The organism is Prochlorococcus sp. MIT2309 (genome assembly GCF_059772305.1).
Genome location: NZ_CM186282.1, coordinates 266,170 through 278,776 on the forward strand (window position 1 = coordinate 266,170; position 12,607 = coordinate 278,776).

The following is a 12,607-nucleotide window of genomic DNA, read 5'->3' on the forward strand; positions in this document are numbered from 1 at the left end:
ATGATTTCACAAAAAACAAGAATTAATAGACTTTTAAAAGCTCTTTCTCTTTTAATATTGCCCGCTTTTACTGGCCCATGGAAAATTAAGTCTTTATATTTGCTTTCAATTTTATTTGGATATTATTTTGCAAGTAATTTTTTCTCATATCTAATTAAAAATAACAATCAAAATTTCTTTATATTGATTTGTTTGTTGATAATTACTGAAACGTTAATTAGGGTTAAAGCTAATTTTAGTAAATATAATCGACTAAAAATTCTATTTAATATTTTAGACAATCTAAGAATTGGATATACATATGCCCTTGTCTTAGAGGCATTTAAATTGGGCTCTTAAGGAAGAAATCATCCTATTAATCAGCGTCCTCTGTCTCATCCATGGGATACACATAACCTTGAGCCCGACCCGTTAATACGGATTTACCCATTGATAAAGCTTTCTGTGCTGCAACAGCTGCTTTGGACTTCCAGGTCGCGTGCCTTTGATTTCTCTTGCCTTTGGATGTTTTCTTCTTTGGTACTGCCATTTTGTTATATCCAGTTTTACTATTTTCTATCTTAGTTAGGCCATCCGTCAAATAGAGTTGGTATTGTGGAATTGGTGATTTCTTGCGACTCTGAGTTTCTATTTTTTTATGGTAGGAATTGTAAGAAACACGCATAAAAGATTCTTAAATTTTTAGACTAGAAATGCAGAAAAATCTTTATAGTAATTTCTTAAAGGATTTAGATTCAAATATAATTGAGAAATTAATTTTAATTCCGTCTCGAAGAGAAGTACAAGTTTTTTATATTGATGGCTCAATAGAGGTAGTACCAATTTTGCCCTCAGATCAATTGGTGCTTAAAAAGGCAAGAGAAAATAATATTCCACTTAGTGTAGACTATTTAAAATCTGAACAATTATCAGCAAATATATTTTCTAACATAGGATTACTACTAATAGTAATTCTAGGAATTACTATTGTAATTACTTACCTATCTCGTTCTTTATCAAGCACTCTTAACTTTTTAAATAAATCTAATCTTATAGTTCCCCAAGAAAATATAAAAACTACCTTTGACGACATTGCTGGAATATCAGAAATTAAAGATGAATTAGGTGATATTGTGAGCTTTCTTGTCGATCCAAAAAAATTAGAAAATCTTGGTGGTTCTGCTCCAAGGGGGATACTCATAACAGGACCCCCTGGTACAGGCAAGACACTTCTTGCAAAAGCAATAGCTGGAGAAGCTAAAGTCCCATTTTTTTATATTGCTGGCTCAGAATTTGTTGAACTCTTTGCTGGAATTGGAGCATCTCGAGTAAAAGATATTTTTATAAGAGCAAAAGATAAAGGTAATTGTATTATTTTTATTGACGAGATAGATTCGATAGGAAGAAAGAGAGGTAATGGCTCAGGAATAAATAATGAAGAAAGAGAGCAAACATTAAATCAGTTGCTTACAGAAATGGATGGTTTTGACAAAAACAATGGTATTCTCGTAATCGCTGCTACGAATCGGCCTGAGATATTAGACGAGGCTCTCACAAGACCTGGCCGATTTGATATGAATTTATATATGTCCTTACCAGATAGAAAAGCAAGGTTAAAAATATTAAATTTACACTCATTATCTTACCCAATCTCTGATGATGTTAGAATTAAAGAATGGTCCTTTAAGACTTCAGGTTTTTCAGGTGCAGAATTGAAAAATCTTTTAAATGAGAGTGCAATAATCTGTGGAAGAAAACAATCAAAATTAGTATCAACTGAACATATACAATTAGCTTTTGAAAAAATTAAGAACGGAATAAACTGCACAAATATTACACCCCGATTAAAAAGAATGCTAGCTCTTAAACAGATTTCCAAAGCAATAGTTGCTTTCTTGATTTCATATCCTGAAAAAATAGGAAATATTAATATTTTAAATTCCAAAAAAAATAATTTGTTCAATTTATTTACACCTTATGAGGATTTTTCAGAGTTAGGAATATTAACAAAGTCATTTCTTTTATCAAAATTAAAAATCCTTTTAGCCCCTAGAGCGGCTGAAATAATAATTAATGGTCGACAGGAGACAACGACAGCATCAGCTGATGAACTTGCTGCTGCTAATAATTTGTTGAGAGTTATGATAGAAAAATATGGTTTTTCCTCTAACGGACTGATTTATGTTGATAGAGCTAAAGCTATTTCACCTATAAATATATATAGACGCAATAAAAGATCAAAATATTCACAAGCCCTTTCTAGGTCTATTGATAAAGAAATTAATACGCTAGCTGTTAGTAATTTAAATATAGTAATTGATATCTTAAAAAAAGAAAAATATGCCCTTTTAGAAATAACCGAAAGATTACTTCAAGATGATGTTTTGTCAGCCAAGGAATTTTTTAAATTACTAGAAGAATTTAATGTTAGACCCTTATATAAACAAAAAAATAATTAAAAATATTAGTTTTTATCAAATGATTGACAAATTTAAATCCTACTATTTTTTTATTTGCTTTTCATCTTATTTAATAGCTAAGGTTATTTCTGATTGGTCAAAACTAGTATTCTTAAATTCTCAATACACCTTTTTATATAAGTTTCTATATGAAAATTCAAGTATACTATTATCCCTAATATTACTAATTTATATTAATAAATGGCACGCTAGTTTAGATAGACATCTTTCTATTAAAAAATCTATAAATAAAATAATTATTGAAGGAAGATATTATACTAAATTAATATTATTATATTCATCTATTTTGTCGATTCTATGTATATATTTACTAGTTTTTAGTTTAAATATTTCTTTATATAGTGGGTCTTTTTCCGGATACTTTGAAGTAGTTAATAATCTTTTTCTGGATACCCTTAATAGAAAGACTCTATTATTTCTTCTTCCAATAATTTTTAATTTAAATAAAATATTGAAGATTTTTATTAATTATTTAATGAATTTTTTACTAATATATACTTTTTTTGAGATTTGGAACTACCATCTATATGATAATTTTAATGATAGTATTTATACTACTAAAATATATGAAAATATTAATTGGTTTGTTTTGTATATTTCTATATTTTTGAACTATAAATTTATTTCAAAGTTATTAGAATTTCACACATTTGGAAGCAAGTTATCAGATTGGAGATCTACAAGAATAGTTGGTAATTTAGTGGTTAATTTAATATCGTTTTATCTAATAATACCAGTAATTTATTTCTTCTTTTTAGGTTATGCAATTTAGTGTTAGTTAAAGAGCTGAAAAATACTCTTTGCTTCCTTTTGGATCTTCAAGCATAGTCTTGTCTCCTGGGTTCCAATTTGCTGGACAAACTTCATCTGGATTTGCCGCAACGTGCTGATAGCCCTGAAGAATTCTTAGGGTCTCGTCGACATTTCTGCCAACAGGGGCTTTATTGATTGTGCTGTGCATAATTACACCCTCTGGATTAATAAGAAACAATCCTCTATCGGCCTCCCCATCATCATTTAATACGTTATACGCTGTTGAAATTTCCCTTTTCAGATCGGATATTAGTGGGTAATTTATATCGCCTATACCACCTTCGTTTCTAGGTGTTTGTATCCAAGCCAAATGACAGTGCTTACTATCAACAGAAACTCCTAGAACCTCGGTATTTTTGGATGAAAAATCAGAATACCTATCACTAAAAGCTGTGATCTCAGTGGGACAAACAAAGGTAAAGTCTAGTGGATAGAAGAATAAGACCACCCACTTTCCTCTGTAATCAGAGAGGCTGATATCTTTAAACTCCTGGTCATAAACCGCAGTAGCAAAAAATTCAGGCGCAGGTTGTCCCACTCTTAGGCAGCCATTTGTTGTCATGGAAAAAGTTTGAATGAATTTCTTGTAGGAAGCTCTGGTCTCTGTTGATTCAACCACACTTCTTTGGCAAATTTAACATAACGTGTCCTTTAACACTACAAAATCAACATCAAAGGGATTATTATGTGAGTAAACTAATTTACATTCATGAATTGGGATCACGCATTATTAAAAAAATATGTATCAACCAGCCATTCAAGATTAATAAAACAACTTAAATCAGAATTGAAGGCTACATCAAAAAGTAATTCCTATCGAAGTAACTATACTTCTGACACTTTAAAGAATTAGATTAATAATTAATTAAATACTTTTCTATCTTAAATTAAATATTGGTTTTATAATAAATTATCTATAAAATCTATAATATAATCTTTTTTCACGGATCATTAAAAAATGTATTATAGTTTCTCTAAATTTAATCATAAAATATGGAAGGTATCGCGCTGATAATAGGTTCAGGAGGGATTGGAAAGGAATTAGGTAAATATTTATTTGAAAAATTTAATACTCTTGACGTGATACTATGTGGAAGATCTAGTGAGTCTGATTTATATGTAGATGTAGAAGATTACAACACACTTCAAATAATGAATGATGAAATTTGCGCGAGAAAAAAACCATTAAGAATCGTTATCAATGCAACTGGAAGATTACATAATAATTATTATTCTCCAGAGAAGAGGCTACAGCATATCAATGATAATCAAATGATTGATTCATTTAAAATAAACGCGATGGCTCCAATTTTAATAGCAAAATCTATAGAAAATTTAATTCCAAAAGATAAGGACTTTAATTTTGCAAGCTTAAGCGCAAGAGTTGGCAGTATTTCAGATAATAGATTGGGCGGTTGGTATTCATATAGGGCATCAAAGGCTGCTCAAAATCAATTTTTAAAGACACTAAGTATTGAATGGAGTAGAAAATTTCCTAAAGCAATTGTTTCTGTTCTACATCCAGGGACTGTTGATACAAATCTATCTAGGCCATTTCAAAGTGCTGTTCCAGAAAATAAATTATTTAGTACCAAAGAGGCAGCCAAATATTTAGTTGAAAATATCCTCAACGAAAAAATAACAGGCAGGTTTATTGCTTGGGATGGCAAGGTGATTGAGTGGTGATGATCAAAGGATTAATTTCCTGGAATTTATGCAAAGTCCCCTAGGTTATAAATTTTTTTTGGGCCACGCTAAGCAAATATATTAGCTAGAACTTTATAGTTACTTAATAATTCAAATGTTTTCTGGTAAAAATCGAGCTAAAACCCAAAAGGTTCAACCTGTTCAAGGTGAGTTTGCTTCTGAGACCATTTTTCTTCAGGGTAGAAGTGAAAAATCACGATATCAGATTGTAATGATAGCTACTCTATCTATCGGAACTACATTATTTATAGGGTTGGTAGAGGCATTAAATGGTTTTTCTTTCTCAAGTGGTCCCTTCCTCTAAACCATTATTTTTAGATTATTCAAGAATCTATTTTGTAGATTAATTGTATAGGCTAGACATTCACATTTTTGATGAAATAGTAAACATTCAATATATACCTGGAGAGAGACTTGAACTCTCGACCTCGGGTTTATGAATCCCGTGCTCTAACCAGCTGAGCTACCCAGGCTTAGGAACCATCAAAAGCTTCAAACTAGAATAATTGATGATTAGATCAAATCTAACATATTGATTATTGCATTTGACGGCTATGAAAAAAAAATAGTTAATAAAAAAGTGTAAAAATCAAGGAGGAGATTGCTCTTAGCTTGATATATGTTAATAACAAATCAGTACTAACTAAAAAAACTTATTGAATAAATTTTTAAATTATGGAATATAAATATTAATAAAAAAGAGCAGGTTAATACCTGCTCTTTTTTTAAATTTATATATTGCTATATAAATCTGTTGATTATGAAACCTTTCAAGGCAGGAGTCAATAAATTATTTTGTGTTTTTTTTACCATTGACTCCAAATTGATCGGTTGATAAGACAATGGATCACCTCCTTATTGAAACTAAAATAACTATAGCTACTTAATCCATTCTTTCTTTATTCTGTTTATGCTCAATGACAATTGAAAAAAATCTTAAGTAGAAAGGGAGCCAATACCTAAACTCCCCTTCTACTGGTCCAACGTTCTTTGTTTAAACCCTTTTTCGTGGACCCATATTATTTTTAGTTCAAATACATAATTGTTGCATAAGCAAATTTACCTTATTTTTATATAATTTTTGTATTTTCCTACGGGTTATTGGGCAACATCAAAATAAAATTTCTAGAAACACTAGTATTAAAAGAAACTATTTTGTTGATTAATTTCTAATTATTGTTGCTTTGTCTAATAAGGAAGTATTTTTTTATTGGGGTAAAGTCGAGAAATAGCCTCATGCTGCTTCTTTTTTCTTATGCTCTCTTCGTTATTTCGAAAAGTTCCAAGCAGAAAGAGATTAGCACAATAAAATAATGAAAAGACACCAATTAGTGTTAGAAAGGTCATACTATAGTCTTTTTATTTAATATAGTTATATATAGAAATGTTGGAATAGGTTTTATATTTTATTAATTATTTCATATATAATTTAGTAACATCAAAAAAAGGGATACTATGTATTCAATCAATTACTTTGCAACTGATTTAAACCTCAGTCCTTTATCGTTGGGAGTTATAGTCTTTTCAGCAATTAGTTTTGTTGTGATGTTTGGTATTTCCTCTGCCAAGGGAGATTACAACGACCTTATAAAAACCACTCTAGAAAACGATAAGAAAAATAGAAAAGATTAAATTTTACTTGTTAATTAAAGCAATATTTTATTAATAACTACCTACTCAGCATATGCTGAGCCTTCAATAATACATTGTTGAAATGCGAAAACCTTAAATCCTTCCGGCATATCAACCCATTTCATATCTTTAATCTCTTCACTTTTATCAGTTGTTAAATTTTCTCTTTTAATATATTCAGTTAAAGCATCTTCAAATTCTGTTCTTTCCTGATCCAGAAAAAAGGCTTTTTGATATTGATCAAAAAATTTTATTTTTTGATTATCATTCTTTGCAAAACTGGCAAGATTTGAATAGAGAATTACAGGATCAGACATACTTTGGGGACAGCTATTTTGCTATTGAGATGAAATTAATAATAATGATTATTAAAGATAAATGATTTAACATTTAGGTTTGAATGTAGATTAATTAAAAATATTCAACACATGATACGAAGAATAAATAAAAAACTACACTTACAAGATACAACCGTTACAGAGTTGTTGCCAGTAATATTTTACAAGTATTACTTTATTCTTATTTATTTGCAAGTTTATTAGCCTTTAAAAACAATGATTAATTTGTCAAGTATATTTTATTAAGCGATCTGTTTTTAAGTGAAAGCGACAGTTAGGCCACTTACAACCAATCCAAATATTAAAACAAAATAAGGAAGAACGGTGATATTTTCTTTATCCATAAGAATTAATAAAAGTTAAGTATAGTAAATTTGATATTGAATCGCGTCCTGCAATACAAATGTACTGAAAAATAGAATTAGGTGGCGATAACACTGAGGCTTACTGATTCAAGACTATCTTGATTCTCACTAAGCCATATACTGTCAAAGTTATTCTTTTCAATTGTTTCAGGAATGTCCACTACCATGAAAAGGTCTGTTGAATAGGCTATCAAGACTTGTGAATTGCATGGGAACCATCGTTCACTCCAAATCCAATAAGATTTTTCTCCGACTGTGCACTCTGCTATTCCAAACCATCCTCCCTTTCTACATTTAGAAAGTTTCCCAACAATCCAAAGCACTCTTTTGGATGTGGACTCAGTTGTTGTTCCAGATGGATTAAGCAAATTAAATAATTTTTCAAATGAAACCTATATACTTCATAGTCAAAATCCTTGAAAAAGGCTCTAATGGTAAATACTCAAATTTTTGCTTTTAATTAAAAAAACAATTAATAATCTAATTTAGGAATTAATTTATAAAATGATAATATAAGCTAAGAACACTATTTTCAGAACTATGTTTAAGTTAATTTCATAAAAATTTTTAATTTATTTGGCTATTCTTCATACTAAATAATTTTATTATTTATAATATTCTCATATGTTATTTATAACTAAGGTTCTAATTTGCAATAAAAATATATTCTTTAACTTATGTATATTTGATATTGTTTTAATCGATTAATTATATTTTTTCCAGCGACCAACTAAATAATTCAATAAATCATCGATATCTTCATCAGGACAGCCAGTCTCCTGTTGAAGTCTATAACAGGAGCATGCTATTTTTTTTACTGAATCTTGCACAATACCCTCTTGGTTTATAGCAGACTCCATCTGTGCCTCGGTAAATCCCATTCTCTATTAATACAAAACATATAATCATTATTACCAATAAATCTAAATATTCAACTATGTAGCATTGAAATCTTTTGTTGAAATTAATTTGTGATTATGTACTTTTAATAATCAATTGCGTTATGTTCGAAAAAACCGAACAACTAAAGCCTCACAAATGAAAACTCCTTTCATTAGCTTGGTGGGGTAAATCAACTCAAATAAAACTTTTATTTTTGAGTTAGCTATCATCATTTTAAAAATGACACCTGAAGCAGAAAAGTTCAACGGTAAGGCTGCAATGATAGGTTTTTTAGCCTTGATTGGTGCTTACGCTACTACTGGTCAAATCATTCCTGGTATTTTTTGATGAAAAAATATATTTCCTCAATCCTTGTGGCTCTATTGCCCCTTTCTTTCGTCATTTCTTCACCTAAAGTAGAGGCTGGTGGTTGCAGAAGACATAAAAATTCAGAAAAAGTTGAATGTAAATCTGACGATAAGGACTGTAAAAAAGAATCTAGAAAATCTTTTAACTTGTAAAACTTTCTACCTTAATTAGCTCATTAGCCAGTAAAGACAGGTAGTCCAAACGTTGCTGTTCCAACTAGGGCACTTACAAATAGGATGAAACTCAGCGCTGATTGGTAATTCATGAGTAGGTATTTATTACAAGCAACTATATAGGTATTTCTACTCTTTGTCTAGTAACCTTTGTCACTCATTTAAAACTCTAGTGATTTCAGAGATTTTTGGCCGATTGATTGGTGGTGGTATCAGCCCGTAACCAATCCAAATAAAACCAATTATTTCCTCGATGTTTTTATCTATCTTTAACATTTCATATATTTTTTTATTTTTAGTAATTTTACCTGAGGACCATTTGCTTCCCACACCATCACTTGTCAGAGACAGGCACAAATTTTGGATTGCACATGCACAAGAGGCGTAATCTTCCATTTTCTGATCAAAATCACTAGCCAAGATTTGACTCGCAATCAGCAAATGCGATGGATTCGTAAATTTTTTCATGTACTTGAGCTTACTTCTGTCGTCAACTGACGAATTAGGAAATTTAAGAGATACAGCAAAATTAGCAATCTTTTTTCTTAAATCGCCGTAAATTAAAGTAAATCTCCATGGAAAAGTCAACCTATGATTAGGTGCATAATTAGCTGATATTAATGCCTTATTTATTATGTTTTCAGACACAATTTGATTATTAAATAAATGTATAGTTCTTCTTTTTTTAAATATGTCTAATGAGGACATGTAGTCATACTTTTATCTGTGTTGTAGGAGTCAGTTCTATGTATTTATTCCATCTCTTTGCCTATAGTCTTTTATAGTTAAAAACCAATAAGTTAACAACACAAAGATTAGAGGAACAAAAATTGAATGAAGAACCATCATCAACTGATCAGGAGTAAGACCAGAGAGGGTTTGATCAACTGGTAATTTATCTGACCAAGTTCCTGCCAGATGCCAGACATGGGGAGTAGATAAAAAAATCATATGAATTGAATAAGATTCTTTTATGAGCAAACGAATAATAGTTGTTCGGGAGAAAAGTCCAATAGATTATTTTTAAATCGTTACCTGAATTGAAATTAGTAATGAATTATGAGTATTTAGTTGTTTTCTTGTTGGAATGTTGGTAGATAGAACTCTCTGTTTACAGCTATTTCAGCTTCTTCTTCGAAAAAATCATGAAGGGTCTTAACCTCCTGGTTGGTTATTTCGCCTTCACATTCCTTCTTAATATTTTCAAGTGTAAAAGCCCAAAGATCGCTCACATAGTTGGATTCATCAGGAAATGCCACAAATTTTAGATAAGTATTGTTCAAAGCAAATTCACTGGCATTGTCCCCAGAGAGACCTCCTCTTTTTGCTTCACAAAATTTAGAAGCAAATCTTTTTCCTACTGCATTTTGAGCGCTGGGTAAATCGGCTTCGAATGAGTATACAAAACTTGAATTAAAAAAAGTAGTAATAAATAAAAGAGAAATTACTAATATAGTTTTAAATGTGCCTAACATAGAAATCAAGCTTATATACTAATAATAGTCAATTATGAAAAAAATAGAGAGCAATCTCCAAATTGAATAAAGTCAAAAAACGTCGTATTTTGAAGGCGATATTTTTATAGTGGGAGTAATAATTTCTTAATATGCATTTTAATTTTATAAATAATTCATAGATCTAGTCAGAAATTATGGTTGTTTTGTTTAAAATAAACAAATACATGGTAAACAAATGAATAAAAATCACTCATTAGAGGAATGTATCATTGATACTATCAATACAATGGTTCTGAGGATGACTTCTTTGCAGAAAGAGGAAAGAGTTGCTGTTTACACTGAATTCAAGGAATGGATACAAGCCTTTAGAAAGAGAAGTGGTGAATATGATTTATTGTACTTAAAAAAAATAGATAATTACAAAGAACAAGAGTAAGAACTAAGCAGGCCTATTTAACGTTATTTTCTAGGTTTGTAATTACCCTCATATTTATTTAAATATTCATAAAAGTCCCTCTGTTTTTTCATATTAAAATAAAGTGCTTTGATCGTTTCATGGTCTCTAAGCTTATCAATCTTGAATTTATCCAGACCAATCGTAACAAACTTGTACCACTCAACAAAATTGTCACGATCTTCTTCAGATTCAAAAAATGACACTGACTCCCTGTATCGCTCTAGACCGTCTACACCTTTTAACTTACTTAAAGTCTTATCTTCGCTTTTAAAGAAGAAACCGATATTTCCCTTGAAGTCCATTTAATGATAAAAATCATATACTATAAGAAATTTTTACTAAATGAGAGCACAGAGCTAAAATTTCAGTATAAAAATTAGAAAAATCGTCTAAAATCACCCCTGTAACGAGCATTGGTAATCAAAGTCCGTATATAATGTTTTTTTGATAAAGTACCTTTTTCTTTATTGATAAGTCCTTTCTGACAGAATTTTATATACTATAATCGAAGAAAAAAATGATATGGGAATTGAAGTTAGATGTAAAATATCCATGGATTAATACTAACAAATTATCTGTGGAGTCGTGACCTGAAATTTACCAAAAGGAATAGAACGAAATTCTCTTTTTAAAGACTGTTTTTAAGTGACACCTAATAGCACCACAATATACTAAAATAATTATTAATAGATTTTTAAAAGTGATTAATAATCGATATGAGATTTCATTCAAAAATCATGATAATTTAATATCAAAATTAGAATTCTTAGAATCAAGAAAAATAGACAAAATTAATATACCCTGCAAGTCCTATTTGAAAAAGGGTGATTTAATTACTGCTCTAAAAACGATTCGTATTAATTTTCCAAAGTTCAATATTATTACCCATTACAGCCTATCTTACCAATATCAAAGGAATGTTTATGAAAGCTATAATTTATTGAATAATTCTCTTAATGAATTTAAAAATATTGGAATTAATCAAATATTACTTATTTCTGGTTCTAGTCCTAAGAAAAAGTTTCAAATTTTAGACATACTGGAACCACTAAATAATAATAAATTGAGATCTTCATTTAAAATTGGAGTGGCTTATAATCCCTACTTACCAAATGATTTACAAGAACATGAAAGGTTACGCTTAATACATAAAATTAAAAAAGGAGCGATAGATTCTATTTGGTTGCAGTTTGGAATCGACAAAGACAGACTGTGTAGAGAAATTGAGTTTATAAATAAATCCTTAAAGAAATTTTGTATAGATGGTAAAGATGTTGATCTTTATGGGAGCTTATTAATACCCTCAAGGAAATTTTCTGCTCAATTTAGATTTAGACCATGGAAGGGAATTTATCTAACTGAAAACTATTTAAATTCTCAAGCTATCGCAAAAAATTTAACGAGGAGTATTCATAAAGTTTATGAAAATTATGATCTATGTACATTAATAGAGACGGATATTTGTAGCGCAAAGTCCCTTGACGCATGTTCAGATCTTCTAAAAGGCTGATAATGTATATTATAGGAAATTTAAATTAATTCTATACTTGTATTTTAATAATCAATTAATAAACTTTTAACGCAAGAAATGTTAAATGCATATAAATTATCTATAGATATTTGTTTACTTAATATGAGTAGAGATGAACTTTTTGAGGAATATAACTTATTGCTCGAAAAAGCATCCAGCGCCAAAACCACATCCGATGCTCAGAGGCTTAAGCACAAAGCTGTCAGAATAAGACAAAAAATAAAAGCTATGGATTTACGTTATTTTAATTTTTGGAACCGCAAATACTCCAGCAACTTTTGGGATTAAATTTACCCCAATCTTTTTAAATTAATAATTGAGTAAAAAAACTCATTTCTTTTGAGCTTAAATCGATCATGTTTAATAAATCAGTTTTTCTCTTATGAAAATCCTTAAAAAAAGACAAATTGGGCTTTTTGATACC

Annotated in this window: 19 protein-coding genes and 1 tRNA gene; 10 read left to right on the top strand and 10 right to left on the bottom strand. The window is 29.7% G+C overall.

All coding sequences use genetic code 11. The features are described from left to right. Positions 1–339 (top strand): DUF565 domain-containing protein, encoded by a 339-nt coding sequence (locus AC6EJA_RS01375; RefSeq protein WP_498502749.1) that lies wholly within the window; start codon positions 1–3, stop codon positions 337–339. 16 nt (positions 340–355) lie between these two features. Here AC6EJA_RS01375 and AC6EJA_RS01380 read toward each other — a convergent pair whose 3' ends face one another. Then, the gene (locus tag AC6EJA_RS01380; protein ID WP_498503523.1) at positions 356–529 is read right to left on the bottom strand and encodes a 50S ribosomal protein L32; all 174 of its coding nucleotides are present in this window, start codon (positions 527–529) and stop codon (positions 356–358) included. A 163-nt stretch (positions 530–692) separates the two neighbouring features. Between AC6EJA_RS01380 and AC6EJA_RS01385 the strand changes: the two genes are divergently transcribed. Further along, a complete protein-coding gene (locus AC6EJA_RS01385; RefSeq protein WP_498502751.1) occupies positions 693–2,438 on the top strand; it encodes an AAA family ATPase in 1,746 nt (581 codons plus the stop codon). A gap of 799 nt (positions 2,439–3,237) precedes the next feature. Here AC6EJA_RS01385 and AC6EJA_RS01390 read toward each other — a convergent pair. Next, positions 3,238–3,834, bottom strand: coding sequence for a peroxiredoxin (locus tag AC6EJA_RS01390; protein ID WP_498503524.1), 597 nt, complete (start codon positions 3,832–3,834; stop codon positions 3,238–3,240). A 431-nt stretch (positions 3,835–4,265) separates the two neighbouring features. Between AC6EJA_RS01390 and AC6EJA_RS01395 the strand changes: the two genes are divergently transcribed. Continuing rightward, complete coding sequence (locus AC6EJA_RS01395; RefSeq protein WP_498502752.1) at positions 4,266–4,958, top strand: SDR family NAD(P)-dependent oxidoreductase; 693 nt, start codon at positions 4,266–4,268, stop codon at positions 4,956–4,958. Between the two features lie 115 nt (positions 4,959–5,073). Beyond that, entirely contained in the window at positions 5,074–5,283 is a 210-nt protein-coding gene (locus tag AC6EJA_RS01400) for a hypothetical protein (RefSeq protein ID WP_498502753.1), read from the top strand. Positions 5,284–5,378: 95 nt separating this feature from the next. Here the strand turns inward: AC6EJA_RS01400 and AC6EJA_RS01405 are convergent. Beyond that, positions 5,379–5,452 (bottom strand) — tRNA-Met (locus tag AC6EJA_RS01405). A gap of 982 nt (positions 5,453–6,434) precedes the next feature. On the opposite strand from AC6EJA_RS01405, the gene AC6EJA_RS01410 reads away from it, so the two are divergent. Then, on the top strand, positions 6,435–6,611 hold the full coding sequence (locus tag AC6EJA_RS01410) for a hypothetical protein (RefSeq protein ID WP_498502754.1): 177 nt from the start codon (positions 6,435–6,437) through the stop codon (positions 6,609–6,611). Between the two features lie 41 nt (positions 6,612–6,652). Here AC6EJA_RS01410 and AC6EJA_RS01415 read toward each other — a convergent pair whose 3' ends face one another. The 3 genes from AC6EJA_RS01415 to AC6EJA_RS01425 all read right to left on the bottom strand — a co-directional run bounded on the left by AC6EJA_RS01415 (position 6,653) and on the right by AC6EJA_RS01425 (position 8,195). Next, the gene (locus AC6EJA_RS01415) at positions 6,653–6,928 is read right to left on the bottom strand and encodes a hypothetical protein (protein ID WP_498502755.1); all 276 of its coding nucleotides are present in this window, start codon (positions 6,926–6,928) and stop codon (positions 6,653–6,655) included. Between the two features lie 442 nt (positions 6,929–7,370). Continuing rightward, positions 7,371–7,682, bottom strand: a complete 312-nt coding sequence (locus AC6EJA_RS01420; RefSeq protein WP_498502757.1) for a hypothetical protein — start codon at positions 7,680–7,682, stop codon at positions 7,371–7,373. Between the two features lie 336 nt (positions 7,683–8,018). Next, complete coding sequence (locus tag AC6EJA_RS01425) at positions 8,019–8,195, bottom strand: hypothetical protein (protein ID WP_498502759.1); 177 nt, start codon at positions 8,193–8,195, stop codon at positions 8,019–8,021. A gap of 241 nt (positions 8,196–8,436) precedes the next feature. Here AC6EJA_RS01425 and AC6EJA_RS01430 point away from each other — a divergent pair, with 241 nt between their 5' ends. Beyond that, complete coding sequence (locus AC6EJA_RS01430; protein ID WP_498502760.1) at positions 8,437–8,544, top strand: high light inducible protein; 108 nt, start codon at positions 8,437–8,439, stop codon at positions 8,542–8,544. Further along, positions 8,544–8,717, top strand: a complete 174-nt coding sequence (locus AC6EJA_RS01435) for a hypothetical protein (protein ID WP_498502761.1) — start codon at positions 8,544–8,546, stop codon at positions 8,715–8,717. Before AC6EJA_RS01430 ends, AC6EJA_RS01435 begins: the two co-directional genes overlap by 1 nt. A 174-nt stretch (positions 8,718–8,891) precedes the next feature. Here AC6EJA_RS01435 and AC6EJA_RS01440 read toward each other — a convergent pair whose 3' ends face one another. The 3 genes from AC6EJA_RS01440 to AC6EJA_RS01450 all read right to left on the bottom strand — a co-directional run bounded on the left by AC6EJA_RS01440 (position 8,892) and on the right by AC6EJA_RS01450 (position 10,213). Continuing rightward, positions 8,892–9,446, bottom strand: coding sequence for a nitroreductase family protein (locus AC6EJA_RS01440; protein WP_498502762.1), 555 nt, complete (start codon positions 9,444–9,446; stop codon positions 8,892–8,894). Between the two features lie 36 nt (positions 9,447–9,482). Beyond that, positions 9,483–9,689 (bottom strand): hypothetical protein, encoded by a 207-nt coding sequence (locus AC6EJA_RS01445; protein WP_498502763.1) that lies wholly within the window; start codon positions 9,687–9,689, stop codon positions 9,483–9,485. A 116-nt stretch (positions 9,690–9,805) separates the two neighbouring features. Continuing rightward, on the bottom strand, positions 9,806–10,213 hold the full coding sequence (locus tag AC6EJA_RS01450; protein ID WP_498502765.1) for a hypothetical protein: 408 nt from the start codon (positions 10,211–10,213) through the stop codon (positions 9,806–9,808). Positions 10,214–10,430: 217 nt separating this feature from the next. Between AC6EJA_RS01450 and AC6EJA_RS01455 the strand changes: the two genes are divergently transcribed. Continuing rightward, positions 10,431–10,631, top strand: a complete 201-nt coding sequence (locus AC6EJA_RS01455) for a hypothetical protein (protein WP_498502766.1) — start codon at positions 10,431–10,433, stop codon at positions 10,629–10,631. 23 nt (positions 10,632–10,654) lie between these two features. Here the strand turns inward: AC6EJA_RS01455 and AC6EJA_RS01460 are convergent, their stop codons facing one another. After that, complete coding sequence (locus AC6EJA_RS01460; RefSeq protein ID WP_498502767.1) at positions 10,655–10,954, bottom strand: hypothetical protein; 300 nt, start codon at positions 10,952–10,954, stop codon at positions 10,655–10,657. A 638-nt stretch (positions 10,955–11,592) separates the two neighbouring features. Here AC6EJA_RS01460 and AC6EJA_RS01465 point away from each other — a divergent pair. Continuing rightward, a complete protein-coding gene (locus AC6EJA_RS01465; protein WP_498502768.1) occupies positions 11,593–12,162 on the top strand; it encodes a hypothetical protein in 570 nt (189 codons plus the stop codon). Between the two features lie 78 nt (positions 12,163–12,240). Next, positions 12,241–12,471, top strand: coding sequence for a hypothetical protein (locus tag AC6EJA_RS01470; RefSeq protein WP_498502769.1), 231 nt, complete (start codon positions 12,241–12,243; stop codon positions 12,469–12,471). Positions 12,472–12,607: the final 136 nt, after the last annotated feature.

Bases quoted from the DNA above. Each gene is read 5' to 3' on its own strand.
- AC6EJA_RS01375 (WP_498502749.1), top strand. From the start codon at position 1: ATGATTTCACAAAAAACAAGAATTAATAGACTTTTAAAAGCTCTTTCT.
- AC6EJA_RS01380 (WP_498503523.1), bottom strand. From the start codon at position 529: ATGGCAGTACCAAAGAAGAAAACATCCAAAGGCAAGAGAAATCAAAGG.
- AC6EJA_RS01385 (WP_498502751.1), top strand. From the start codon at position 693: ATGCAGAAAAATCTTTATAGTAATTTCTTAAAGGATTTAGATTCAAAT.
- AC6EJA_RS01390 (WP_498503524.1), bottom strand. From the start codon at position 3,834: ATGACAACAAATGGCTGCCTAAGAGTGGGACAACCTGCGCCTGAATTT.
- AC6EJA_RS01395 (WP_498502752.1), top strand. From the start codon at position 4,266: ATGGAAGGTATCGCGCTGATAATAGGTTCAGGAGGGATTGGAAAGGAA.
- AC6EJA_RS01400 (WP_498502753.1), top strand. From the start codon at position 5,074: ATGTTTTCTGGTAAAAATCGAGCTAAAACCCAAAAGGTTCAACCTGTT.
- AC6EJA_RS01410 (WP_498502754.1), top strand. From the start codon at position 6,435: ATGTATTCAATCAATTACTTTGCAACTGATTTAAACCTCAGTCCTTTA.
- AC6EJA_RS01415 (WP_498502755.1), bottom strand. From the start codon at position 6,928: ATGTCTGATCCTGTAATTCTCTATTCAAATCTTGCCAGTTTTGCAAAG.
- AC6EJA_RS01425 (WP_498502759.1), bottom strand. From the start codon at position 8,195: ATGGGATTTACCGAGGCACAGATGGAGTCTGCTATAAACCAAGAGGGT.
- AC6EJA_RS01430 (WP_498502760.1), top strand. From the start codon at position 8,437: ATGACACCTGAAGCAGAAAAGTTCAACGGTAAGGCTGCAATGATAGGT.
- AC6EJA_RS01435 (WP_498502761.1), top strand. From the start codon at position 8,544: ATGAAAAAATATATTTCCTCAATCCTTGTGGCTCTATTGCCCCTTTCT.
- AC6EJA_RS01440 (WP_498502762.1), bottom strand. From the start codon at position 9,446: ATGTCCTCATTAGACATATTTAAAAAAAGAAGAACTATACATTTATTT.
- AC6EJA_RS01445 (WP_498502763.1), bottom strand. From the start codon at position 9,689: ATGATTTTTTTATCTACTCCCCATGTCTGGCATCTGGCAGGAACTTGG.
- AC6EJA_RS01450 (WP_498502765.1), bottom strand. From the start codon at position 10,213: ATGTTAGGCACATTTAAAACTATATTAGTAATTTCTCTTTTATTTATT.
- AC6EJA_RS01455 (WP_498502766.1), top strand. From the start codon at position 10,431: ATGAATAAAAATCACTCATTAGAGGAATGTATCATTGATACTATCAAT.
- AC6EJA_RS01460 (WP_498502767.1), bottom strand. From the start codon at position 10,954: ATGGACTTCAAGGGAAATATCGGTTTCTTCTTTAAAAGCGAAGATAAG.
- AC6EJA_RS01470 (WP_498502769.1), top strand. From the start codon at position 12,241: ATGTTAAATGCATATAAATTATCTATAGATATTTGTTTACTTAATATG.